The 24,836-nt window shown below is 41.4% G+C and carries 20 protein-coding genes; 6 read left to right on the forward strand and 14 right to left on the reverse strand.

Annotated features, from left to right (window positions below; all coding sequences use genetic code 11):
* The 4 genes from bamA to gyrB all read right to left on the reverse strand — a co-directional run bounded on the left by bamA (position 1) and on the right by gyrB (position 6,768).
* Positions 1 to 2,235, reverse strand: coding sequence for an outer membrane protein assembly factor BamA (gene bamA / locus AS219_RS02940; RefSeq protein WP_231861851.1), 2,235 nt, complete (start codon positions 2,233 to 2,235; stop codon positions 1 to 3).
* A 3-nt stretch (positions 2,236 to 2,238) separates the two neighbouring features.
* Positions 2,239 to 3,339, reverse strand: a complete 1,101-nt coding sequence (gene rseP / locus AS219_RS02945) for an RIP metalloprotease RseP (protein ID WP_067979893.1) — start codon at positions 3,337 to 3,339, stop codon at positions 2,239 to 2,241.
* Between the two features lie 207 nt (positions 3,340 to 3,546).
* Complete coding sequence (locus AS219_RS02950) at positions 3,547 to 4,386, reverse strand: 4-(cytidine 5'-diphospho)-2-C-methyl-D-erythritol kinase (protein ID WP_067979894.1); 840 nt, start codon at positions 4,384 to 4,386, stop codon at positions 3,547 to 3,549.
* A gap of 27 nt (positions 4,387 to 4,413) precedes the next feature.
* Positions 4,414 to 6,768: a DNA topoisomerase (ATP-hydrolyzing) subunit B gene (gyrB, locus tag AS219_RS02955; RefSeq protein WP_067980549.1), complete on the reverse strand. Its 2,355-nt coding sequence runs from the start codon at positions 6,766 to 6,768 to the stop codon at positions 4,414 to 4,416.
* 406 nt (positions 6,769 to 7,174) lie between these two features.
* On the opposite strand from gyrB, the gene AS219_RS02960 reads away from it, so the two are divergent.
* The 4 genes from AS219_RS02960 to gmk all read left to right on the forward strand — a co-directional run bounded on the left by AS219_RS02960 (position 7,175) and on the right by gmk (position 11,584).
* Complete coding sequence (locus AS219_RS02960; RefSeq protein WP_067979896.1) at positions 7,175 to 7,663, forward strand: peroxiredoxin; 489 nt, start codon at positions 7,175 to 7,177, stop codon at positions 7,661 to 7,663.
* Positions 7,664 to 7,832: 169 nt separating this feature from the next.
* Positions 7,833 to 9,239 carry a sodium:solute symporter family transporter gene (locus tag AS219_RS02965; RefSeq protein ID WP_067979898.1) on the forward strand — a complete coding sequence of 469 codons (1,407 nt, stop codon included), beginning with the start codon at positions 7,833 to 7,835 and terminating at the stop codon, positions 9,237 to 9,239.
* A 31-nt stretch (positions 9,240 to 9,270) separates the two neighbouring features.
* Positions 9,271 to 10,926 carry a pentapeptide repeat-containing protein gene (locus AS219_RS02970; protein WP_067979900.1) on the forward strand — a complete coding sequence of 552 codons (1,656 nt, stop codon included), beginning with the start codon at positions 9,271 to 9,273 and terminating at the stop codon, positions 10,924 to 10,926.
* A 37-nt stretch (positions 10,927 to 10,963) separates the two neighbouring features.
* Positions 10,964 to 11,584: a guanylate kinase gene (gene gmk / locus AS219_RS02975; RefSeq protein ID WP_067979902.1), complete on the forward strand. Its 621-nt coding sequence runs from the start codon at positions 10,964 to 10,966 to the stop codon at positions 11,582 to 11,584.
* A gap of 86 nt (positions 11,585 to 11,670) precedes the next feature.
* Here gmk and AS219_RS02980 read toward each other — a convergent pair whose 3' ends face one another.
* Together AS219_RS02980 and AS219_RS02985 are read right to left on the reverse strand one after the other, a co-directional pair.
* A complete protein-coding gene (locus AS219_RS02980; RefSeq protein ID WP_067979903.1) occupies positions 11,671 to 12,072 on the reverse strand; it encodes a hypothetical protein in 402 nt (133 codons plus the stop codon).
* A 55-nt stretch (positions 12,073 to 12,127) separates the two neighbouring features.
* Positions 12,128 to 12,853, reverse strand: a complete 726-nt coding sequence (locus AS219_RS02985) for a hypothetical protein (protein WP_067980552.1) — start codon at positions 12,851 to 12,853, stop codon at positions 12,128 to 12,130.
* Between the two features lie 203 nt (positions 12,854 to 13,056).
* Between AS219_RS02985 and AS219_RS02990 the strand changes: the two genes are divergently transcribed.
* Positions 13,057 to 14,253, forward strand: a complete 1,197-nt coding sequence (locus AS219_RS02990; protein WP_067979904.1) for a citrate/2-methylcitrate synthase — start codon at positions 13,057 to 13,059, stop codon at positions 14,251 to 14,253.
* 154 nt (positions 14,254 to 14,407) lie between these two features.
* Here AS219_RS02990 and AS219_RS02995 read toward each other — a convergent pair whose 3' ends face one another.
* The gene (locus tag AS219_RS02995) at positions 14,408 to 15,331 is read right to left on the reverse strand and encodes a hypothetical protein (protein WP_067979905.1); all 924 of its coding nucleotides are present in this window, start codon (positions 15,329 to 15,331) and stop codon (positions 14,408 to 14,410) included.
* Positions 15,331 to 16,572, reverse strand: coding sequence for a phosphopyruvate hydratase (gene eno / locus AS219_RS03000; protein WP_067979906.1), 1,242 nt, complete (start codon positions 16,570 to 16,572; stop codon positions 15,331 to 15,333). Before eno ends, AS219_RS02995 begins: the two co-directional genes overlap by 1 nt.
* A gap of 79 nt (positions 16,573 to 16,651) precedes the next feature.
* Between eno and ppa the strand changes: the two genes are divergently transcribed.
* Positions 16,652 to 17,170 (forward strand): inorganic diphosphatase, encoded by a 519-nt coding sequence (ppa, locus tag AS219_RS03005; RefSeq protein WP_067979907.1) that lies wholly within the window; start codon positions 16,652 to 16,654, stop codon positions 17,168 to 17,170.
* Between the two features lie 283 nt (positions 17,171 to 17,453).
* Here ppa and AS219_RS03010 read toward each other — a convergent pair whose 3' ends face one another.
* The 6 genes from AS219_RS03010 to AS219_RS03035 all read right to left on the reverse strand — a co-directional run bounded on the left by AS219_RS03010 (position 17,454) and on the right by AS219_RS03035 (position 24,830).
* Positions 17,454 to 18,272: a 3'-5' exonuclease gene (locus AS219_RS03010; protein ID WP_067979908.1), complete on the reverse strand. Its 819-nt coding sequence runs from the start codon at positions 18,270 to 18,272 to the stop codon at positions 17,454 to 17,456.
* A 112-nt stretch (positions 18,273 to 18,384) separates the two neighbouring features.
* Entirely contained in the window at positions 18,385 to 19,614 is a 1,230-nt protein-coding gene (locus AS219_RS03015) for a glutamate--tRNA ligase (RefSeq protein ID WP_067979911.1), read from the reverse strand.
* A gap of 96 nt (positions 19,615 to 19,710) precedes the next feature.
* The gene (locus AS219_RS03020) at positions 19,711 to 20,268 is read right to left on the reverse strand and encodes a glycerol-3-phosphate acyltransferase (RefSeq protein WP_067979913.1); all 558 of its coding nucleotides are present in this window, start codon (positions 20,266 to 20,268) and stop codon (positions 19,711 to 19,713) included.
* A 223-nt stretch (positions 20,269 to 20,491) separates the two neighbouring features.
* Positions 20,492 to 22,417 (reverse strand): type IV secretory system conjugative DNA transfer family protein, encoded by a 1,926-nt coding sequence (locus tag AS219_RS03025; protein WP_067979916.1) that lies wholly within the window; start codon positions 22,415 to 22,417, stop codon positions 20,492 to 20,494.
* 31 nt (positions 22,418 to 22,448) lie between these two features.
* Positions 22,449 to 23,444 carry a P-type DNA transfer ATPase VirB11 gene (gene virB11 / locus AS219_RS03030; protein ID WP_067979919.1) on the reverse strand — a complete coding sequence of 332 codons (996 nt, stop codon included), beginning with the start codon at positions 23,442 to 23,444 and terminating at the stop codon, positions 22,449 to 22,451.
* A gap of 6 nt (positions 23,445 to 23,450) precedes the next feature.
* Positions 23,451 to 24,830 (reverse strand): TrbI/VirB10 family protein, encoded by a 1,380-nt coding sequence (locus AS219_RS03035; protein WP_082784607.1) that lies wholly within the window; start codon positions 24,828 to 24,830, stop codon positions 23,451 to 23,453.
* Between the last annotated feature and the right edge of the window lie 6 nt (positions 24,831 to 24,836).

Here is a 24,836-nt window from a genome sequence, read left to right on the forward strand (position 1 = left end):
CTAGAATGGGGATACTACACCGAACCTTACAGTCTTCACTTTATCTTTCTTTCCTTCTATCAAAGCCTTTGCGACATCCACCCTTAGGACACCAAACGGACTATTCCATACCAAGCCCGCGCCAATGCTACTTCTTAGTGCATGCGAGTCATAAACTTTTTCCGTAGTAACATCCACACCGGTTAAAGTGCCAACCTCATAGAAAAAAGCAGCTTTCAAATCAAGCTCCACAGGCAGCCTCATTGGCATCTGCACTTCTGCAGTACCAAGAATAAAAGAATTCCCACCTAATGCATCGTCTGTTTCAACATCGCGTGGACCAATGCCAAGATTGTCAAACCCGCGCATTTCGTTAAGGAAAAACCTATTAGCAACGTCAACACCCTGCCCAGAATACCCCCATATATTGCCTGCACGTACAATGAGGCTCAATACAGCGCTTTGATCAAAAACGGAAGCAAAACCACCGACTTTAACATCAGATCGTAAGAACTTAACGTCTCCGCCAATGCCAGCAAGTCTGTTACCGAATCTGATTCCGTAGCCGTACCTAGGAACAAAGTAATTATCCAGTTTATTCAGGAAGAGCGAATAACTAACCACGGAAAGAATTTTAGTTCCAGCGCTTTTCTTGACAGATTCAGGCGCATCAGCATCGACATCGAAAATTCTATCAAAGCTCAATGAATAACCAAGGTGTAAATGTAGATCATCCGTTAAATAATAACCTACTGACCCATCACCCCCAACAGATGAAAACTTATACAATTTATTCGCCTTCTCATTACGGTTCTTGAAAAAGATAGACGCACCTGCTGTGATGAATGTGTCGAAGATTCGTTTTCGCTGAAACTCCATGGAGTAATTGCTTCCTAAGGAAGCTCTTTGCAAATCAACAACTAAACGATCGGATGTACCAAAAAGGTTATTCTCAACAAAAGAAAAGTTTCCAAAAAAACCAACATCCGATCCATAGCCACCACTCAGATTCAGCGTCCCAGTAGGGTGCTCCTTTACTCTTACCTCAAGTATGAGATTCTGATCATCAATTTTGTGTTCCTCTATGTAAACCTCATCGAAAAAACCTAAATTCAGTATTCGTCTGCGTGAATCCGCAACTTTACTAGGTTGGTACAAGTCATTCTCACTCACGAGCATCTCACGTCTGATGACTGTATCGTTGGTCCTTGTGTTACCGCTTATGTTAATCTTCCGAATTCTATATTTCTTCGTGCTAACAATGTGATATGTAAGATCCACCCTACCATTTGCATCAGGCTGATACTCAGGAACAACATTGACAAACATATATCCCCTTTTATTCAGCACACTCAGCAGCATTGAGGCATTTTCTCTCACAGCACCTATATTAAAAACAGCACCCTCCCTTATCCTAACCTTTTCTTTTAGATCACCTACCTTTATCTCGCCCTTCTCTGAAACAATACTCACCCTGCCGAAGCTGTACCTAGCACCTTCTTTTAGCTTGAACACTAGGACAACACCATCTTCATTTTCTATCTCCTCGAGACTCTCTAATGAATAATCGAAATACCCCTTTCCTTGATAAAAATCAGCCAATAAATCCTTGTCAAATTCTAATTTCTCCCTTGAGTAATAGTGCGCCGTACTAAAAAGTCTGAGTACGCTATTTTCTCTACTCCTGATAATATGCTTGAGAACTCTATCGGAATACCTTTTATTGCCCTCAAATTCTATTGCTCGAATCACAGTGGGCTTGGCTTCCTTTACCGTCACCTCGACGTTCACATTATCTTCATCTATTGGAACAATTTTGTAGCTGATAGCTGTTTTCGCAACAATAGAGTCTCTATAGTAGCTTTTCAGAGCAGTTACGCTGTTCTCAAATTCGTGAACATTAAAAACCGCATCCTTTTTGTACACAAGAATCTTATCAATCGCCGCCCTACTAAGAAGCTTATTCCCTTTAACCACAACATTACGGAGTATTGGATTTTCCTGCAGTTTTACCTCCAGGATCCCAGCTGTTAGATCCAGCTCCACACTGCTGAATAGACGTGACCCTGTGAGCCTTTTAAAGACGGCATTTAACTCATCAGAAGCTACATCCTGCCCTACCTCAATATGCAGCAATCCACGGACCGTTGCCTCGGTGACTCTTTTATTACCAGAAATTCTAATTTCAACTACTTCATCCGCAAAGCAAAACCCTGACAAGAAAAGAAGCAAAACCAAAAAAAGTTTTTTTCGCATCAACTACCTGAGAATAAAACGAATATCGTTAAAAACGGCAAAAACAAGGATAGCTATCAATAACAACATCCCTGCTCTTTCTGCCCATTGCTGAAAGCCAATCGCTACTCTACCACCCTTAATCCACTCAATCAAATAGAAAAGCAGGTGCCCACCATCAAGCACCGGTATAGGAAAAAGATTAAACAAACCAAGATTGATCGACAACATTGCCATGAACCACAAAACCATAGCGAACCCCATTCGCATTGACTGTCCAGAGTATTTAGCAATTTTTATTGGACCGCCTATGGCATCGGTTTTGGCTTCCCCAGTAATGGTCTGCCCGAGGAGCTTTAACGTTGAATGAATAACATTACCAATCTCAATCAAAGAAAACCGCATTGCATCCAGGACCCCGATCTCGCTACGCTGAATCTTTGACGCCTCTATTCCGAGCTTTGGTACCTCTTCATGATTACCGAATATATCTTCTCCAATCTCAATCTTTGGAGTTACAGACATGGATATCTCATAACCATCCCTTAAAACAGTAAAGGATACCGCACTATTGCGATTCAGATAAATGAATTTTTTAATTTCATCGAAACTCACGACAGGCTTATTGTTTATTGCTAAGATCCTGTCCCCAACTTTGAATCCTGCATTTGCCGCCGGACTATCGATAATAACAGATGCTACTACTGGCTCAACAGTGACCTTTCCAAAATAACCATATAGGAAAGAAAGGACCAAAAACGCAAAAACAAAATTAGCAAGAGGACCACCAAAAATAACAAGAGCTTTCTGATATAGAGGTTTACAATTCAGAGTCTGAGCTTTCATGCAATCATCCATCATTTGGATTTTCTCAAAATCCACAGCACTACTCTCATCTAGATCCCCGAACATTTTCACGTACCCACCAGCTGGAATCATAGAGAGCTTCCATCTGGTTCCCGACTTGTCATTGAAGCCGAATAACTCTTTCCCAAATCCGATCGAAAACTCTTCTACTTTCACCCCAAACATTTTGGCAAAAATATAATGCCCAAACTCATGTGCGAAGACAATCACAGAAACCACTAGCACAAAAGAAGCGAGATATAAAAGTAAGCCACCCATCAAAACTTAAAATTAAACTCAGGACCAACTAAACCTTACACCGAAGTGTCATTCTATGTATAGGGCAGAAACGATAATTCTCTAACACTAAATAGACAACACATGACGACCTCCATACCAAAAATCTGAGATCAGCACTACTAGCTGTAAAGTATCCTAAGAAATATCGAGAAACTGATGATATGCAAACAAAATAAACATTCCCAATTACAGGGAAATATGCGCAATCCTAACCCACCATTTATGATGGCACATTAATTCTGAATGGGCAGCTCTTAGATTTTCCACAGTGTCGAACACGCCCATACATGTAGGACCACTCCCACATAATTTGGCAACCTTATTACCTTTACAACTCTTAATATTTTTCAGTACATCACTTATCACTGGAGCAATTTCGATAGCAGCATCAGTTAAGTCATTCGGAAGAGAGAGCATATCTCTAAACGTCCGATGAACCTTAGTAAGATCAGACCCAGCTGAAAAAATAGTTCCCCTTTCCCGGAAATTTTTATAGACTTCAGCAGAACTAACCGGAAAGTTTGGACAAACTAAGAGTATTGGATATACGAGCCTCGACTCTGGTAATACAACGACTTTTTCACCCATTCCTGTCACGTGGCACGGGCGCCTATGAAGACAAGCTAACGTATCAAAACCAATAGACAAAGCCATTTGATTAAGTAGGGCTGTTGAGATATTGTACAGTTTCCCAAAATATCTCAGCAGCGCAGCTGCATCTGCTGAACCACCACCTATACCAGCAGCGACAGGAAGATTCTTTGCTACAGTAACGTCGAAATGACACCTTGCATAATCCTTGACAAAACTGAGAACACGACTCACTGAGTTATCCGAATCTATTGCTTGGGATGCACCAATGAATTTGACTGAATCCTCGTTGGCAGACGTAGGAACAAGTCTTATCTCATCGTACAGATCATCCGTGAAACAGAAAACACTATCAATCAGGTGAAACCCAGACTCATTTCTTCCCGTAACGAGCAAAAAAAGATTAATCTTCGCCGGTGCTCTGAGGGTCGACATAGTAACCCAAAGATAACAAGAGAGGGATCACACGTCTATATTGCTTGCATTGAGCGCATTATTAACAATAAAGTCCCTACGCGGACCAACGGCATCACCCATCAACATGGAACACATCTGATCAGCTACGGCTGCCTCTTCTATAGTCACTTTAAAAATTGTTCTGTTAGAGGGATCAAGGGTGGTGGACCATAACTGTTCAGGATTCATTTCCCCCAAACCTTTAAATCTTTGCAAGACCATGCCAGCTCTGGCTGCTGAATCTGCATCCTTAACAAAGGTAAGAATGGAGTAGTAATCTTTATTATTGAACCTTGCAAAACCAGGATAAAAAATCCCACTAATAGCCTCACGGATTTTGGCCATCTTCTCGAGATCTTCAGGCACAAAAAGTGGAGAGTATTCATATCGGTTTCTCAACCCCTGGAAAGTGCGCTCAAAAAACAATGCACCATCCTCGCGAACAACAGTCCATGTACCAAAAGATGCAAGAGCGACTCTTTCAGCGAGAAGCTGAGGGTCAGCCCCTTCGCCGCACAGAAAAACCACCTCCAAAATCTCCAATGGTATCCTATAGTCAAACTTTTCAAGAATTCTAGAAAGAACTAGACATTGCTGTACAATGCGTTTCAGCGCTTGACCGGTATACACATCACCATTCGCACCTATTAACTCTTTACCTTTTACAATACGCTCCAGGAGGTATTCCTCCAGAGCCATATCATCACGGAGATAAACATCTGTGCCCTTTCTCATCACTTTATACAGTGGCGTTTGAGCAATGTACAAATATCCACGCTCAACGATTGGTCGCGCATAACGGAAAAAAAACGTCAGCAAAAGCGTCCTAATATGGAGGCCATCGACATCAGCATCCGTCATGATGATGACCTTGTGGTACCTGATCTTATCAATGTTAAACTCCTCTTCTCCTATGCTGGTACCCAAAGCAGCAATCAAATTTCCTATCTCCGCCGAACCTATAACCTTATGGAATCTCGTTTTCTCAACATTAAGAATTTTTCCTCTTAATGGTAAAACAGCTTGAGTTTTCCTATCTCTACCTTGTTTCGCCGAGCCCCCTGCTGAATCACCCTCAACAATTAACAATTCTGAGAGCTCAGGAGATTTTTCTTGACAATCGGCCAGCTTTCCTGGAAGTGTTGTTATTTCCAGCCCGCCTTTTCTACGTGTGAGATCCCGTGCTTTTTTTGCTGCCTCTCTCGCTAAAGCAGACTCGACTACCTTCTTTGCAATCACCCTTGCAGCACTGGGATTCTCTTCAAGCCAACTCGCCAGCGAATCACTAACTATTTTTTCTATTACAGGCTTGACCTCAGAACTGATGAGTTTCTCCTTAGTTTGAGAGGAAAATTTTGGGTCCGGAAGTTTAATAGAGAGAATTGCGGTTAGACCCTCTCTTACATCCTCACCGGACACAAGCACTTTTTCCTTCTTAATCAGATTCTCCTTGACAATGTAGTTGTGCATAACTCTCGTCATCGCGCTCCTAAGCGCAGCGAGGTGCGTACCACCGTCTCTTTGCTTTATATTGTTTGTGAAGCAAAGCACATTCTCGTAATAAGAATCATTCCACTGGATTGCTATATCCATCACAATGGAATCAACTCCCCCAATGATCCTGATTGGACTCGGGTGAATGGGTTGCTTGCTTCGGTCCAGATAAGTAACAAATTCTTCAGTACCACCAGAAGAGAAAAAAACTACCTTCCCTGTACTACCACCACTTTTTCTCAGATCGAGCAGAGAAACTTCTAATCCAGGATTCAAAAACGCCAACTCTCTAAATCTATTCTCAAGAGTAGTAAAGCTCACCTCTGTTGTGTTTTTAAACGTACTCCTCGATGGAAGAAAATGAACTAATGTACCAGTTTTATCACCACACTCCCCAATAACAGACAAAGAGTGTACTGTTTCACCATTCCTAAATTCCGCGAAGTGAATTTTACCATCTCTGTAAACTGTCAGCTTCAACCAATCAGAAAGGGCATTTACTACCGACACACCAACACCGTGCAGACCACCAGATACTTTATAACTGCTCTGATCGAATTTCCCACCAGCGTGCAATTGCGTCATAATTACCTCTGCTGCGGACACGCCTTCTCCATGCATATCTGTAGGCATACCACGTCCGTTGTCCTTAACAGAGATCGACCCATCAACATCAATGACAACCTCTATCGCGGTGCAATAACCGGCAAGGGATTCATCTACGGAATTATCAACAACTTCATACACCATCTGATGCAACCCAGACCCATCGTCCGTGTCTCCGATATACATCCCGGGCCTTTTCCGAACGGCCTCAAGACCTTTTAATACCTTTATCGAATCTGCTGTATAATCCGTGTTACTCAATGTGATCGTAAATAGTGCAAAAGCCGTAGGGATTGTATCAGAAAGAACGTTACAGTGAAACATCAGGCTATAGGAAATCCATACAGCAAACCCCAAACTAGGTAAAATATTATTTTTACCCTATAAAAAATGTAAATTTAAAAATAGCTCAGACATCTTTTTCTGACTTTACTAGCTGTAAGCAAAAGTTTTTTGCTCCGCGGTGTTTTTGTTACAACCTAAAACAGAGTGATAGTCTGTAGATACAAAAGCGTTTGGCAATCTTTAATAGCTTAGGGGCAACTCTCTTGCAGGAACAAAATCTCCTTTTAGCAAGAGAATAGCCACTAAGAAGCCATTGTAGGGTCTTTCGTTCTGCTACAACCAGTGATACAAGTTACCTGTTGGAACATGATAAGAATCCCTCATGAGTGCTTTGAAAGTAGATGATCTAGCTCCTTCTTTTTGTCTTCCTTCGAGTATGGGTGGAATGGTAAGTCTACAAGATTTTCTAGGGAAGGCTGGTTTTGTGATCTATTTTTACCCAAAGGATGACACTCCTGGCTGCACTCAGGAAGCAAAAGATTTTAAAGAACGCATTGAGGAGTTTAAAGAGCTCAATGTTGTTGTCATTGGTATATCAAAAGACAGTCTCAAGGCACATAAGAATTTCTCCACGAGGTACGAACTTCCTTTTCATTTATTGTCCGACGAATCAGCAGAGACCATACAGAAGTATGGAGCTTGGGTGGAGAAATCAATGTTTGGGAAAAAGTATTACGGCATAGAACGCAGTACATTTGTAGTAGATCTGAATGGAAAGATCAGAAAATTGTGGAGAAAGGTACAGGTACCAGGACACGTTAAGGAGGTGCTGGACTTTTGCGGAAGTGACGGGTTTAGTCATGCATCTTGAACTTCCTCAGTTATTCGCATGAAGGGCAAGCTAGACTTGTTCTTAGCCTTGTAGTGGTGGGCAAATTTCATGAGGGTAAGTATTTTCTTTTTCTTTGTCCCGTGTAATTAATATATTTAGTTTTGTTTGAGTTGCGGCTTGAAGCTTGCTTGCTGGAATTACATTGTAGATGTTTTACACTCACCTACTTGCGGTAGGATTATACTTTCTCTGTATTTTTTTCTTTGGGTTCGTTCGCAAGAGAGTGGGTGCATCGTTCAAAGAGTATATTCTTGCAAATAGGTCGGTCCATGAAATAATCACAGGGATAAGTCATGTTTCTTCTGAAATCAGCGTAGGAACCTTCACTGTAGTTGCAAGCATGATTTACACAATTGGGCTCTCGCGGCTCTGGGTTGATCTGGGATTCTTTGTGTTTAGCATACTTTCTTGGCGAATCTTGGCTGGACGCTTAAGAGTACAGAGTGAAGAAAGCAAGGATGCACTTACCATTCCGCAATATCTCGCAAATAAGTTTGACAGCAAAGCAGTTGGAGTTCTCGCATCACTGATTATCACTCTTTTCACCGTGACATATATTGGTGCAAATATGCTTGGTCTTACAAAAGTCCTTTCGAAAGTGGTGAGCCTTGAGTCCAATTTGGTGGCATTAGCGGTGCTTATCGTTACACTGTTCTACACTACCATAGGCGGTTTTAGATCTGCTTCGCACGTGAACGTTCTTCAGGGAGCAATAATGGTTTTAGCAACTTGCATATTACCTTTTTCACTGCTGGCAAAGTTCGGCCTCGAACCACTAACCATTTTCTTGAAACAGAGTGGCTCAAATGAGATTAGTCATTCTGACATTACACAAGCAATATTTTACTTCAGCTTTGCCTCGGTAATGTTTGGGACACCGCACACAATTGGAAAATTCCTAGCTATAAAATCTCCGGATAAATTGAGCATAGCTCGGAATACAAGCATTATCATAAACATCATAATCTACCTTGGAATCACAATATCTGCAGTGTACGGAAGAAAACTACTCCCATCTATTAAAGATACAGAAATGCTACTTTTGAACCTAAGCGAAGTTTTTACCAGTCCACTTTACAGTAGCATGATAATAATCGCGATTTTAGCCGCCGTAATGAGTACGATAGATGCTCAATTGATATCAAGTGCAAGCTGTATAGCTAACGATATCTATAGACACATTACACGAAACAGAAGTGATACACATCTTATTCTCGCGACAAAACTTATGACAATCCTTGTAGGCGCATTAGCACTTTTGATCTCGTTAATTTTCAACCAATCCGTTGGAAAATTAGCAATCTTTTCTTTGACTGGGTTGGGTGCTTCAATAGGACCGGTGATGTTGTTCACTTTGTACACAAAAACTAGAAACAAAATGCCAGCACTTCTTGGCTTGACTTCTGGAACAACGGCAACAATACTTTTGACAATCTTCAATACCTCTGACATTCACTATAATATGTTACCTGCACTATGTATCGCGGCTGCTACAATATTAGCTTCATCCTGTATGATTGGGCGCCCGACAAAATGTGTTGGGTCTAGTAATTAGAGTTATCATATCTAGCCTGAATTGATTGCCTATGGGAAATTTAATCTCGTTTTTTTTAGTCGCTATCCTTTTTTTTGCTTCCTCTGATTGTTACGCTGCCTCGCCAACCAAAAAGGAAATAATAGAATTTCTAAAACTACAAAACAAAGATCGCAACATTGTGTTGGATTTTAAGGAACGCTTTGGTGATAGACTGACAGATGTTGATTTTTCTGGACTAGACCTCGGCAAAGTAACGTTCGATGGAATGGTAATAGAGAATTCTTCTTTCGATCGTGCAATTTTCACTAGTCTTACGATCAAAAACAGCGTCATAAATAACTCTACTTTTTACAATACAATTATCTACAAAGGACATGTAATAAGTAGTCAGATGTATGATGTGTATATCGTTGAGTCTGATTTAAACAACACACAAATAGAAAAATCTGAGCTAAAAAATGTCAAAATCCTGAAGACACACGCTCCCTCTCTTGTAGTAAATGAGAGCAAGCTAAACAACATTTTGATCAGAAACTCCGATATTTTGGAGGCCAAGTTTGAGAATACTCTTCTTGCTGAAAGTGAAATTTCTGAAACTGACCTCTCCAACATAAAAATAGAAGATTCGCAAATTACCAATTCCCAACTAACAACCTCAAGACTCATAAATGCAGAGATCTCTAGAAGTGCGCTTATAGGCAGCTTTCTACACGGAATAGAGTTATCAGATTCTCGCATATATTATACTGAGGTGTTTTCCTCGGAGATAACTAACTCAGACCTCCACCAAAGCAGGCTATACAACTGCTATCTAGAAAAGGTAAGCATGCTAAACACAGACCTCAGCTATGCATCGGTTGAAGATACCTTCTTCATGAAAACCGACTTCTCCTCAGCATTTCTAGAGGGATTACACATAGGAAACACCGCTTTTTCAGAATGCTGCTTGTGTAACTTTAGCTCACAGAACATTACGATCGATTCATCAGCAATAATCCGGTCGTCCATAAGCAACGTAAAATTGTATGACAGCGAAATTGCAGATACCTCGCTAGCAGATTGTATTATTACAAATTTTGTTATCTCTAACTCAGGACTTCTTGATACCGTACTTTTGGACATCAATGGCAAGAGCATTGCAATTAAGAATACGCAAATAGAGTCCCCATTTGTCCAAGGGGATCTTTCAGATATAACAATAGAGAACTCGGGGATCATAAAGGCTTCTTTAAGAAATCTTAAATTACAACTGCTACAGCTGCTGCGTTCTCATATAAGCGAAACGCAGGCCGTAGGTGTAACAATAGACAAAAGTCATTTCTTTGCTAATACCTTTACAGACAACTCGGCAAGTAATTCAACGATCGTTAAATCGAGTTTTGCCGGGAATGATTTTTCTAGAACAAATATGGAAAATACGCTATTTACAAAGACGCTTTTCACAGAAAAGTTTACAGAAGACATTTCTTCTCAACTTGATAAAATGGGAGCGATTGTCGGATTGTCGAATTTTGAAAAACTCGTTGCAAGTGGAACGTACGATTTTTCGGATGTAAACTACTCAAATATCGACTTCAGTAAAATTGACCTAGGAAAAGTAAATTTTAGAGGTGCGACATTAATAGGAAACACTTTTAGCAAAAATAAACTACACAATGCAGATCTCACAGAAGCTGATCTAGAAGGAAGCACCTTCAATAAGTAAAAGTGAGTACGAGATACAACTTAAAGGGAGATTTCGCATGCGAAAGGGAATTCTGTTTATTATCTCCTCTCCTTCCGGTGGAGGGAAAACAACAGTAGCGGATTTCTTAGTCACTCAGGATCCGTTCATTAAGCGGTCTGTTTCATTTACCACCAGACAACCGCGGGGAAAAGAAAGAGATGGGACAGATTATTATTTCGTAAATGAGGATGACTTTAATCGATTACTACAAGAAGGAGAAATGCTTGAACATGCAACAGTTTTGCAGAATCAATACGGCACCTCACGTAGATATATAGAGAAAACTCTGGCACTTGGTACAGATGTGATTTGTTGTATAGACTGGCAGGGAGCTGAACAAATTCGCAAGAAGACTAATTGTGTTTCCATATTTCTTCTGCCACCCAGTTTAGAAAAACTAAAGACGCGTCTGACCAACAGGGCCACAGACACAGCTGATGTTATTGAATATAGACTAAGAGCGGCCCTTAAGGAAATCCAACATTTCTCAGAATACGACTACGTACTAACCAACGATAACCTGACAGAAACAAAGCAAAAGGCACTATCAATCATCATTGCAGAAAGGGAAAAACTTGCACAAAACCGCCAGGCAGTAGAATGCTTCGTGGCATCACTACTCAAACAAACTATATGATACACGCCATGTAAAGTGGCACTCATTGTGAAGGAGCGAATTCGAACTTTCCAGCTGTCTATCTATAGCAAATTGCTCCCGCTAGTCTATTTTCCTCTTCCCTTGTGCATACCATGAGAAATCATGGATTGTGCCTTTACTTTCAGTTGCCATATACCCATCTTGGAAAAGTTAGATCCCATAAGGTTCTTTAAGGTCGTGATGTATAGCATGTTCCTTTTTATTACCATACTGGTCCACTTACCTTGAGGTTTTGCTATTCCAACAATCTTGGGATCTGAACCAAAATGCCTATTAAATTCCTCTAAGTCTATGCTTCTGTAGTATTGATCTTTTATCCTCCGCTGCTTCTCCTTGTGGTATTCTTCGTGCTCATCGTCTTCAACTGTATCAGAAAACTCCTCTTCACGATTAGCACCGAGAAAAAAAAGTAATCCCAGCACACACAAGGTTGCCAACAAGACTAAGCCAGAAACTATATAAAGCATGACACCCCCTTATGGTAGATTACGCGCAGGACCAAATCACAAACTACACAAAGCATTATGCTCCCTTGTAGAACCCAAGTTCACTATAATTGATCTCTCCTAAGAAAAGAAATTTTACAAATTCTCTAGATTGATTAATCCCTTCATTTTCCAAAATGGTGATGCTGTACCGGATCTCCGGATACAATTCCTGTGGCACCTCGAACAACCTATTAAGGCCAGCACTCTCGTGTTGGATAGCAATACTGCCTGGAAGAATAACAAAGGCACCACTTTCAATAGCCGCACGACCCAAATTCTCGAAATTTTTCACTTTTACTAATCTGCCTGCACACAATTTTAACACAACATCATTGATTATGTTTCCCATCACATTGTCAGGGGCTGGTACAATAAAAGCGGAATGCTTTTGTGCAATTTTTAAGACTGTATTCAGACTATCATGTTTGCCTATTAATTTTCTTATTGGACTACTTTCTGCAATACAAACGTATAACTTATCGGATGCAAACGGTACGCCGTTCAGCTCGGGCTTTTGCCCTAAGTGAACAACTGAAACAACAGCATGATGCCCCTTTTCTGGATCTGCGGACAAGAGGTCTGAGTTCTTAAAATCAGCAGTAATGATCATTAACCTTTTGTGAGCATAATCTTTGATGATTTTCCGAAAAGGAATACTTAGACTACTATCAACTGCTATGTGTAAATCCGATATTGCAAACGAATTTATGGGTACACACAAAACTAGAGCAAAAAAACTGAGAGCGAGTATACGAAACATATGAAAGGAATAGCAATATAATGTCACCTTTTGCCGGCGCAGCACATTCCCCTTTGCAAGAAATTGTTCTTGTGCGAGAATTGGAACCCTGGGGATCGTACATGTACTGTACCTGCATACAAAATTAGAAAAATACCTGTAGAATCTTGTTAACCGCGCAGCAAGAGCCATTATAGTATTCAACTGGAGAATATTGAAAGAAGATGAATTCTGAAAAAGTAAAAGTAAATGTGGAGGAATTTGTAAAAAGCACAGCTGGTCCCTTTGGTGTCTCTGCCTCTTTGGAGCCAAGGGGATTTTTCTATGATCCGGGGTATGCAAAAACTGCTCCATGCAAGTCTAGCATTACTTTCATAGATGGTGAAAAAGGCATATTTCTGCATAGGGGCTACTCAATAGAGGAATTAGCACGAACTTCTAACTTCTTGCAGGTCGGCTACCTTCTCATAAACGGTAAACTCCCAGATTCCATTGCTACACAAGAGTTTGAAGAAGAAATAAAGCACGTACCACAACTTCCTGAGTGCGTCTTGAAAAATATCCGTTCTTTCCCAACAAGCGTACACCCGATGGCAGTTTTAATATCTGCATTTGCTTCGCTCGCTTCAGTATACGGAGAAACTGACTTTCATGAGAAGAAGCTACTTCTAGTCGCCTATACACCCTGGCTCGTAGCGTATATATACCGACATATCAATTCGCAGGAGTTCATCGAACCTGATACTAGACTTCCTTATGCTGAAAACTTCCTGTACATGATGTTTGGGGAGAAAAAGCCCAAAGATGCGGAGATATTGGACAAAATCTTTATCCTACACGCAGATCATGGTCAAACCGCCTCTACCTCTGTTGCACGGATGGTTGTATCCTCAGGAGCAAGCCCAATTGCTGCCTGTTCTGCTGCTACAGCTAGTCTATGGGGACCACTGCACGGTGGCGCAAATGAGCGAGTCCTAGAAATGTTGAGAAGTATCATTGAAAACGGCGGGAACGTAGAGAACTTTATTGAGCGCGTTAAAAAGAAAGAAGAGAGACTTATGGGTTTCGGGCACAGGGTGTATAAAAACTACGACCCTCGCGCAGCCATATTGAAACAAAAAGCTTATAGTGTGCTAAAAGCCGATTCACCTATTCTCAATATTGCAGGTAAACTTGAAACAATCGCAACAAGCGAGGAATACTTTCTGAGTCGTAAACTATATCCTAATGTAGACTTCTATTCGGGAATAGTGCTGGACGCATTAGGAATACCATCGCGCATGTTCACACCGATTTTTGCACTTGCTAGGACAGTAGGTTGGGTTGCACAAATCGCAGAATTCTTGAGTGACAGTGAACAAAAACTTTGCAGACCTAGACAAATCTACATAGGCGAACCAAAAAGAAGTATACACGATTAATCAGTTTTGAGATGGTTCTCCACATGTATGGAGAACCACATAAAGATTCATGAAGAGCACCGCCCTTCGTTATCGTGGAGATGCTCTGTGATATTCGCTAAACCTAAATTAGTTTCTCTGCACCAGGGGAGCATATTCAACAAGGAGAGTATTACTATTCACCTGGATATTTGACAACGCGTATATTTTCTCTCAATTTCAGAGAGAGCTCCTTCAATGCTTCTGCGATCTTCTTCGAATATATGAATTTGATCAATTGTCCACGCAAGTGATCAGGATCCAGTGTAAGATCAAGGATAATACGCTCATCCCTTTTTACTTCTATACCGTGCTCCATAAGAAACAAATCCTTGCGATCCTTTGCTTTCAACTCAGACAGTTTTCCAGAATAAAGAGTCTGATGCATACCTACAACATCTGACTTAGGGGAAACTAAGCCTTTATACTCAACTGAAAGAATAAAATCATTTTCTTTATCAAGAACCTGAAAACGACTCCCATCCACTTCCTCAGAGATCTTGCCCACAGCAAGCTGAGAAACCGCGTCTCTAATATTGGGTTGCAATACATCAAGTCCTAACCACCCAAGCTCCTCCGTAGATCCATTACTGTTAATCTTCTTCAGTCTGAAAGTATTCTTTTTTCTGAGCAACTCACGTTTAATTACGTCAAAATCCCTATCATCGATGCGAACTCTAGGCCTGACGATAAGGTCAACAACTTCAGAGAGAAAGACCTGCTTTTTCAGATATTCTTCAAGCAATGACGTGTGCGCTGTACGATTGATTCCTAACGCTTGAAGATGTTTAAGTGCCGCATCATACTTTTGATTAGAAAACGGAAGTCCAACATGTCTTGCATACTGGTAATACACTTCCAAGTCTATCATCTGCTCTAAGGCCGCAGAATAAGAGAGATCAGACTTTTCTCCAAGCATTACAACAAGGTTTTGATAGTTGTGCACATCTTGATTCGAGATGACTACATCTCCAACCATAGCAGCGGCTTTGATTGCAACGGAGTAAGACGATAAAGGAAACAAAGAAAAAAGCAAAACAATGCAAACAACCTTAAACATCACAAAAAAACCTCCTCCAAACGAAGTACCTCATTGTACTTAGCAACTCTCTCCGAGCGACTTAAAGAACCAGCCTTGAGAAAGGCACCACCACAAGCAACAGCCAGATGAGCTATCGAAACATCTTCGGTCTCGCCGGAACGGTGTGATATGACGACTTTATATCCGGCTTTCCGAGCCAATTTTATGCTCTCAATCGTCTCTGTAACGGTACCAACTTGGTTAATTTTCACAAGCACCGCATTAGCAACACCAGTTCTTATTCCCTTTTCTATCATCTTAGGGTTAGTGACAAAAATATCATCGCCAACTATATAGATTTTATCAGAGAGTTTTTTTGTAATTAGCTTCCAAGAATCCCAATCACTCTCGTGCAGGGGATCCTCGATGGAAATAATATTGTACCTGTCTATGATCGCGGCATAGAAATCGACCATCTCGTTAACATTCAACAATTTTCCATCGATATTGTATTTTCCATCTTTGTAAAAAGTTGAAGAAGCCGCATCAAGAGCTATTTTAATGCCTTCTCTATCATCACCAATGGCCTCAGAGAGAAGTCCGAGTGTCTCCTCAGTGGAAGAAAGATCAGGCGCGAAACCACCTTCATCACCAACATTGGTACTCTTCCCATACTGTTTGAGAAGCACCTTCAAACGGTGAAAGACTTCCGCTGCCCTTTCCATACTTTCCCTAAAAGAGTGACAACCAACTGGACAAATCATGAACTCCTGGATTGCCAACATATTATCGGCATGTAAACCACCATTTATGACATTCAACATTGGAATAGGAGGAACATACACAAAATCCTCAGTCTCACTGGCGAGTAAGTTATGAAAAACAATACATAAAGGAACGCTCCTGACACTTGCATTTGCCTTCGCAACTGCAAGAGAAACGGCCGTAATTGTATTAGCTCCAAGCACAGACTTATTTGTTGTACCGTCTAATTGAATCAAAAGAGAATCTATCTCAGTTTGGACAGCAACACTCTTCCCTATAAGGGCCGGAGCGATAATTTTGTGGACATTTTCTATAGCACGCAAGACACCCCTTCCAGATAAGCGCTTCTTGTCATCATCAAGCAACTCACAGGCTTCGAGGACACCCTTTGACGCGCCAGAAGGCGCTATTGCACACCCCACTTTGCCACAACTCGTTGTCACCTCAACCTCGATTGTGGGCCATCCTCTACTATTGAAAACCTCACGGGCCTTTATTTTTTGTATGCGGTGCATAAACTAATGGGATACAGGTGTGCTTGTTTGTTCTTAGTACTTCTGTTAAACATTCATTCTAGCAATTCGTGGGAAGGATATGAAGTCTTACAGCCGTGTTAAACAACCAGAAAATTTTCCGCTAGAAGCAAACGTAATTGTTGAGATTCCGGCCGGAAGCGATGGTGTAAAGTACGAGATCAATGAGGATGGACTTATTTGCGTTGATCGATTTATTCCTGTAAGCATGAATTATCCGTGCAATTATGCTTTCATCCCGAATACTCTCGGGGGAGACGGTGATCCCCTTGATGCGTTGGTAGTCACCAGATCTCCTTTGATGCCAGGATCATTAATCCGTGTAAAGGTAATAGGGGCATTCGTAATGCGCGACGAAAAAGGAGAGGACGAAAAATTGCTCACTGTGCCAACATCCAAAATCGATCCATACTACATCAACTTTAATGAACCGGGAGATTTTCCTAATATTTTCCTTGATCAGATCGAGCATTTCTTCCGGCATTACAAAGATCTTGAGAAGGATAAATTTGTCGAAGTCGTGGGTTGGATTAATGCTGAGGCTACGCATAAAGCTATCAGTAAGTCCTGTAAGACCTAGAAGTATATCAGTTGCAAGGACACTTGCTCTGTATCCAATATCACTACCCAAAACTGTGGGTCCTAGTTTTTGTCACAGAAAAGGGAAAGTACTAGAGCACCTATGAAAGTTGGCAATCTGCTTGTCGTGTTTCTATGCTGAGAACATACAAATGCTTTGGCTAAGTGTGCCGTCCAGTCTCACTCTTCAATATTACCGGCTTTAACGATGCACCAGTGAAACTGGTAGGCAATTATTTCCACACTGCTTTCCAAGAAGGAAAACTACAACACGGCCATAGCATTTAAAACCGCGCTATCTCACTCGCCCTAAGAGATCGCAAAAAAGGTAAATAACTAGGGTTGTCCTTTTCATTTCTTTCGAGATAGCACATCAACTCATCCAGGTTCCTTGCATAGCTCTCCTCTGAAACTGTCCCCTGGTGCCTGAGTACAGTTAAATAGATCAAGTAGGTATTCAAAACATCTATCTCGCAATAATATTTAATTTCTGTGATTCTCCCTGCATCATACATGGGTGTAACCTGTGCACCATCGATACCAAGTTTTCCGGGCAATCCAAGCGCTGCACAGACTTCGCTCATCTTGACTCTTGCTGAAACTCCGTACTCAGACAGCAAATCAATCAGGTCGGTATGCCAATTCACACTGTACCTGTTATTGTAACTGTTCCATTTATCACCGGAATGATAAAAATTACGCGCAACGACACCGTAGCGCATCGCACGATATTTTAAGACAGGAAGATCGAAGGTCCTACCATTGAAAGAAACAAGCCTAGGTAGTGACTTACATACATGATCAAAAAAGAACTGTACTAGTTCTTTTTCGCTGTAGCACTGAATATCTCCAGAAGCAATTTTTCTTAGTTGAAAGAACTCACAATCATTTTTACAAGTAAGGGTCGCCTTTAGCAGCGATATTACGACAACCTTGTGAAAGGGCTGCCTGAGAAATGGATTCTTGCCATCCGTAATATCTAGATGATAATCCTCCATAGCCTTTCTCATCGCGACAACATCTTTACCTTTAAAACCGGTAAGTGCCTCACACAGAGCAGTATCAGGAACGGTTTCTATATCGAAGACAACTATTGAATCCATGCCATTTAAGCTAAGCAATTTTCCCTGAGAGGCAAACTCCTAAACATTGCCTTAAGCAAACTATAATTTTTAAAAAGTGCAATCTACACACAGATACTTACTGAAGAAAGACTTATTTGAGAGAGTCGTGCAACTTTTGAAGAACAATGTCCTTACCAAAGATTTGCATAATTTCCACCACCGAAGGGGAGTGTTCCTGCCCTATTAAGGCCATCCTCAGATTCGTGTAGACCTCTTTTGCAGAAAATCCAGAAAGAGAAATATACTCTTTCAAAACTTGCTGTAAACCAGAAGTCCAATCAGTATTTTCCAGTAGTTTTAATAACTCTTGTAACAAGATCCTATTTACCTCTGGACACAAATAAGTACACCAACAAAACCGAAGACTATCCTTCAATTCAACAATCGAGGAACATTTTTTCCGAAACAATTCAACAAATGCAACGAATGCACTATCAGAAACTACTATTTTTTCTCCAACAAAACTTCGAACCTCTAAGGCTATTCTCTCAGGTGGTAATACACTGATATAATGAGAATTAAGGCTATAAAGTTTCTCACGGTCAAAGCGAGCAGGAGACTTACCAACTGCTGTAATATCGAAAAGGTCTATAGCCTCCTGCATGGAGAATATTTCTTTATCACCATGACTCCATCCTAGCCTAAGCAAATAATTGAACATCGCCTCAGGCAGTATACCCATCGTTTTATAATCTACTACATCGACAGCACCATCCCTCTTTGAGAGCTTAGCGCCATGTTCATTGTGTATTAGCGGTATATGAGCAACATTAGGTAGAGACCAACCCATGCCCTCATATATTAGCTTTTGGGTAAAAGTATTCGTAATGTGATCAGAACCCCTTATTATGTGAGTTATACCCATATCATGATCATCGACAACCACCGCAAGCATGTAGGTTGGACTCCCATCCGACCTGAGGATCACAACATCATTAATGCTGTTACCATCAGTTGAAATCTCTCCTAAAATCAAATCAGAAAACTTTACTGGTTTATCGTGATTTACCTTAAGGCGCACCGCACCATTATCGTGATAAGCTTTGCCCCGGTTCAACAGCTCAAGTGCAACCTCTCTATGCCTATTAACATTCGCAGATTGGCAGATAAGCACATCATGAGAAAGCGAAAGCCACTTCAGACCCTGCAAAATCGACTCTAGATAAGCCGCATCCGATCTAGCTAAATCAGTATCTTCAATTCTAAGAAGGAATCTACCACCATACCTTTTAGCATAGAGAAAATTAAACATAGCAGTCCTGAGACCGCCAATATGCAAATTACCTGTGGGAGACGGCGCAAACCTTGTAACAACGTCCATTCACGAAATGTGTTCACTCACTCTGGAAACATTAACATCCGACCTAACACTAGACAAGACAAAGATCCACGGGTCTACCACTAGGCCAGTTAAACCCTATCTGGCTTGTAGGAACTCACGAACATTGGTCATATGCTTTATGAAAACAAGCACTGTTCCGGCGAGTATCGGCAAAAATACGAAGGACTCTAGGAAAGCATAAGAACAAACAGCACCGACGAAACAGGCAGTCAAAGACGAAATAAAGGGCTGTCTGAACAGAACAAAAAAGACCACCCATGTACATACAATAATAATGAAAACTACCGGAACCAAAACAAAGTAAACACCCATCATTGGTGCAACTCCTTTACCACCTTTAAATGCCATGTAAACAGAAAAAACATGAGCAAAAACTGCAACAAAACCAACTGCAGATGCAAACACATCACTGCAACACTGCACTGCTAAAAAAACTGGGACCGCTGCTTTCAAAAAGTCCAGAACAAAGACAACAGAACCAAAACCCAACCCCATCACTCGGGTCATATTTGTCGCACCAATGTTACCTGATCCCCTATTGCAGATATCAACTCCAAAACATGCGGATATACATCGACCAAAAGGGATCGCTGCTATAAGGTAAACAAAAACTATAAAGGCAAGGTAGTCCATTTCGATAGCGGAAGCATAGCACCTATTCTAACGCACCCAAAATTGACATTGAACCCCTTTCCCATAAAGTCTGAAGCTTTATCAACACTGAAGAAGACTTTCTAGTAACAACAACGTGCAAGCAGAATCACCAAACCAACCTATTATGCTCGTACTTTCTTGCTGTACCGCCATAAAGAAAGAAAAACACCAGCAAGGGCCAAATCTTGAAAAGCACACAACCTCATGCCATGTTTTCTTCGTTCTCTTCCTCTGCATCATCTAGAAAATCGGACAAATCCTCTTCTTCATCTAGATCTTCAAAGTCCCCATCTTCATAGTCGGAATCATCCAAAAGAGACTCGTCTTCGAGAAGCGCCTGATCTTCATCTATAGCCAATGGAGCATTCTCTTCTAATTCTTTAGCCTCCCTTTCCTTACGCATCTTCTCTTCAAATTTTTTAGGATCAAATGGTTCCTGGATCGGAATAGAAATAGGATCAACGAGCTTTTTCGTGAAAAAACTATCTTCGTAATACCGTATCTTTTTCGATTTAATAGGATAGGTAGATTCAATTAACAGAATCTGTTGATCGCGCGGTAGCATTATTACCTCTTGAGGCAACAAAAGCGCCCGCTGAGTCTCAGAAACATGCAGAGACCGTGATGCAGGGTTCAAGTCAAGAAACTTCGGTTTGTTGAGCGACTCCTGTGCAACTGTCTTATTTCCCACCAACTGTGAAATTAAATTTGCCGTTTCTATATTGTTCGCAGCGAAAGTAATTCTGTAGGTAGAGTTCGAGAGAAAAGAGTTCATTCCTGCTTCTTCATAGATACCCTTTAACTGCTCGGTATCTTGAATAATAAGAAACAGACGCACATTATATCCACGAAAATACGCAATACCGGTCTTAAACTGTTCCATCTCACCAAGGGTAGGAAACTCATCCATCATAAAGAGAACACCATATGGTTCGTCTTTCTGCGGAAGATGCCTACACAAAAACTCAGTCGCTTGTTGATAGAACACTTGCATGAGTGGCTGCAATCTCGTTAAGTTATCCGGTGTAAGACCGACGTACACGGTAGTAAGCTCTTTTTTGAACTTCATAAAATTAAAGTCACTAGTAGCTGTCGTGGTATCAATAAGGGGATTCGCCCACAACTCAAGTGAAGAGTTCATTGTCGATATCACACCAGATCTCTCTTTGTCTGCCTTTTGAAGAAAGGCCGCAATGTTCATATAGGCAACTGGATGAATCTTTTTACCCATTGTGTCCAACGCAACAGCGAGACTATACGTAACATCATCGCTTCTCATCACCCTTACTACCTCTCCAAAGGACTTCACCTTTTCTGGTACAGCAAGAATGTACAGCACTACTCCAAGAAAAAGACTCCGAGCCTCATTGACCCAGAAATCTTGTTCAGGCATTAGGAGGTTGGCAATTTTTTGAACATCATCCACCATCTGACCAGGTTTCGAACTAACCCAATCCAATGGGTTATAACAGTGACTCTTACCATCTGGATCAGCTGGACTCCAACAGTAGACCTTCTGACCAATTTTTTTTCTGTAGCCGCTAGTTAAGTTAAAGTTCTCAAGTTTAATATCGTGAACAACAACAGAATCTTCCCAGAAGAGAAGATTTGGAATCACAAAACCAACACCCTTCCCAGAACCAGTTGGAGCAAATAATAGAGCATGCTGAAATCCCCCGGCAATAAGGAAACCTTTCTTATCTTTACCAAGCAGTAGTCCCTTACGACTTCTAAGCCCGATTTTTCTTATCTCCCTTTCTGTTGCCCACCTTGCATCACCATGCACAGATTCTTTCTTTTTAAATGGACGCCACTCCATAATCGGTACACGGAGCATATAAAAAACAACCCCAAGTATTCCAAATGGAATGCCTAACGAGACAGCAAGTTTTATCTTTACAGCTGGGGCCCAAGCATCCCAATTCTTGAAAAGATCACTTATATAGATAAAAATCGTAGGCCAGAGACGTGTAGGAAACCTGTCCAAAGATGGCTGCAAATCACGAAAGTTGAGGTGTTCTATTCCCCAAACTGCAACTACAAAGATAGCTGCTGAAATGTAAAAGGCCAGTGCGAAAATGAACGCCAGCAGAAAAAATATCGTTACAATATTCCTAAGTTGTCTCATAACGCGCTCTGACTCACCTAATGCCTATAGCTCACTCACCGATCTCAAGCAGATCCTTGGTAAGCAAGATCTCAGAAACAAACCTCTTCCCATGACCCGCTCTTTTGAGTTGAACAATAACATCTACCACATTCATTATATATTCCTTAATTTGCGCAGGCGGAATTCCTAAACCCGCCTGCATTACCATAAGCTTCAGTTGCTCTATAGCCATCTTCGGAGCATCCGCATGTAAAGTAGAAATTGAACCTGGATGCCCTGTATTAATCGCCCTAAGAAAACTAAAAGCTTCTGCACCCCTCAGTTCACCAACTATAATTCTGTCCGGACGAAGGCGCAGGCATGCTTCTATCAGATCTTGAGTTGTGACATTGGCACGACCTTGTCCGCCCTTTGAAGCAACTAAATGCACTCTATTCAGATGCTTAGACAACACTACCTCTCGAGCATCTTCGACAGTAATAATCCTCTCATAAGTTGGTATTTCACGAAGCAGACTATTGGTGAAAGTAGTCTTACCAGTCGATGTGCCACCGCTGATGATGATGTTCTTTTTTTCTTTTATTGCAAGTTCAAGAAAACTTTTTATATCGCCACCCTTCAAGAACTCACGGAGACGATTATCTATATCAAGTGGTACATCATGATGCTTAAGTTTCTCAAATGCGCCCATTGCCTCATAATCACCAAGAGACAATTGTATGCTGCTAGGTTTTCTTATTGAAATTACGACCGTCCCCGCTTCTGCAACAGGTGGCAAAACCAGCTGAACACGGCACTCATTTGGCAGAGCGGCAGAAAGAAGCGGGAACTCACCACTTACATTTTGTTCGGTCGCTTGAGCAACCAATTTCGCAAGTCCTTTAAGATGCTGAAAATCGAGCTCAGGCATTTCAGACCTTATAATCTCACCCTTCTTCTCGATCCACACCTCACCAGGTCTATTAATCGAGATCTCGTTGATATCACTATCCTGAAACAGTGTTTCCAGGGGCTCCAGATATTTATTGAGAGCTGTGTATTGCATATAACATCAATTAAGCACTTTATACTCTTGGAACGCGGCTCTCGGAAAAACTATGTCTTGGCCTACGAATACTTTAAGCCTCGCACCCTGGTTTACAGTAATTGTTGGGTTCATATCAGCCGTACGCTTCACATAATCCGTCACTTGCTTTGAAGCATCTTGAATAGCTTGCACAGCAATAATCGCACCCGGAGAACCTTTTACCTTCGAATCATCTTCGTTGTCTTCTTTTTGTGGCAGCTTTCTCTTAGGAACATTCATCTGACTTTTACTCGACCCCATTATTCTATCCACTATCATGCCACTTGCTACCCTAGCTGTAGCGAGTAGGATGGACGTACTCATGACATTAGAAACTTTGTTGTTCACAGTCCCTCTAACCCCAGCCCTACCAAGTGGATCCACACCGCTAAAGCCACCCAGATTTATGTCTACGCCGTTCGGGAGAATGATGCGAGACCACGTTATATCAATTCTGGATTGCGTAAAGGAAATATCTGTTGAATACGAACCTATCAGTCTTGAGCCTCTAGGAATCAAAATCTGGTTACCTGATTCAGAAAAGACGTCCCTACTTACAATCGCGCGCACTTTAGCTTTCAGATCGGTGTTCACAGCTGTCTCAAGAACCACGTCCAACATTTTGCCTTCGGTCAACACGTAATCCAAATCCCCGACGTATCCGGCAACTATCTGCCCAGAAGTCCTGGCCAATTCCTTGTCTTCGGGAGCAGTCATATCACTCTGTTGAAGCGACCTTCTTAACTCACCCAACTTACTTGGATCAAGAAGAGAAGCTGGATCCGAAAGACTAATCCCACTAGATTGTCCTTCTGAAGAGGTAACTCCACCCCCACCAAAGGCAATCATAGGAGTGCTTCTATTGTATTTATTCACTCCACTACTTACCTTGCCAGGCGGATCCATAGCGCTAGACGTGGAGCTAGGAGGCGGAGGAAAGAATGACGGAAGAGACGGCCCCACAGCCGCAGGCTTAGGTGTAATAACAGAAGGATTCTCTGGTACAGTAGGAACAGGTATTACTGGCAACTTCGGAAGATCAGACATCTTTGGTGGAAGAAGTACAGGCGCAGTCTCTTCCTTTTGCGTAAGAAAGTCTTCCTTCGTACTGACTTTTATCTCCCTATCAGGAACAACCCTCTCTTCGATCTGAGTTTCCCCTGTTGAAATACCGGTATCTTCCCTCTGCGAGTCGCTGGAAAAGAACTTATAAGCAAAAAAAAACACAATCCCAACAATCAGAACATAGAGAAGCTTTCTCTTGAGGCCTCCCCCTTGTATTCCAGAACCTCTATCACTAACCTCTACAGGCTCATCACCTATACTAAACTCTTCTAAATCGTTGTTTTCCTTATTCCCGTGCATCACCAA

Source organism: Neorickettsia sp. 179522, assembly GCF_001593535.1.
GTDB classification, from domain to species: Bacteria; Pseudomonadota; Alphaproteobacteria; order Rickettsiales; family Anaplasmataceae; genus Neorickettsia; species Neorickettsia findlayensis.

Coding starts and splice junctions, on each gene's coding strand:
- bamA (WP_231861851.1), bottom strand. CDS start 2,235: ATGCGAAAAAAACTTTTTTTGGTTTTGCTTCTTTTCTTGTCAGGGTTT.
- rseP (WP_067979893.1), bottom strand. CDS start 3,339: ATGGGTGGCTTACTTTTATATCTCGCTTCTTTTGTGCTAGTGGTTTCT.
- AS219_RS02950 (WP_067979894.1), bottom strand. CDS start 4,386: ATGTCGACCCTCAGAGCACCGGCGAAGATTAATCTTTTTTTGCTCGTT.
- AS219_RS02960 (WP_067979896.1), top strand. CDS start 7,175: ATGAGTGCTTTGAAAGTAGATGATCTAGCTCCTTCTTTTTGTCTTCCT.
- AS219_RS02965 (WP_067979898.1), top strand. CDS start 7,833: ATGTTTTACACTCACCTACTTGCGGTAGGATTATACTTTCTCTGTATT.
- AS219_RS02970 (WP_067979900.1), top strand. CDS start 9,271: ATGGGAAATTTAATCTCGTTTTTTTTAGTCGCTATCCTTTTTTTTGCT.
- gmk (WP_067979902.1), top strand. CDS start 10,964: ATGCGAAAGGGAATTCTGTTTATTATCTCCTCTCCTTCCGGTGGAGGG.
- AS219_RS02980 (WP_067979903.1), bottom strand. CDS start 12,072: ATGCTTTATATAGTTTCTGGCTTAGTCTTGTTGGCAACCTTGTGTGTG.
- AS219_RS02985 (WP_067980552.1), bottom strand. CDS start 12,853: ATGTTTCGTATACTCGCTCTCAGTTTTTTTGCTCTAGTTTTGTGTGTA.
- AS219_RS02990 (WP_067979904.1), top strand. CDS start 13,057: ATGAATTCTGAAAAAGTAAAAGTAAATGTGGAGGAATTTGTAAAAAGC.
- AS219_RS02995 (WP_067979905.1), bottom strand. CDS start 15,331: ATGTTTAAGGTTGTTTGCATTGTTTTGCTTTTTTCTTTGTTTCCTTTA.
- eno (WP_067979906.1), bottom strand. CDS start 16,572: ATGCACCGCATACAAAAAATAAAGGCCCGTGAGGTTTTCAATAGTAGA.
- ppa (WP_067979907.1), top strand. CDS start 16,652: ATGAAGTCTTACAGCCGTGTTAAACAACCAGAAAATTTTCCGCTAGAA.
- AS219_RS03010 (WP_067979908.1), bottom strand. CDS start 18,272: ATGGATTCAATAGTTGTCTTCGATATAGAAACCGTTCCTGATACTGCT.
- AS219_RS03015 (WP_067979911.1), bottom strand. CDS start 19,614: ATGGACGTTGTTACAAGGTTTGCGCCGTCTCCCACAGGTAATTTGCAT.
- AS219_RS03020 (WP_067979913.1), bottom strand. CDS start 20,268: ATGGACTACCTTGCCTTTATAGTTTTTGTTTACCTTATAGCAGCGATC.
- AS219_RS03025 (WP_067979916.1), bottom strand. CDS start 22,417: ATGAGACAACTTAGGAATATTGTAACGATATTTTTTCTGCTGGCGTTC.
- virB11 (WP_067979919.1), bottom strand. CDS start 23,444: ATGCAATACACAGCTCTCAATAAATATCTGGAGCCCCTGGAAACACTG.
- AS219_RS03035 (WP_082784607.1), bottom strand. CDS start 24,830: ATGCACGGGAATAAGGAAAACAACGATTTAGAAGAGTTTAGTATAGGT.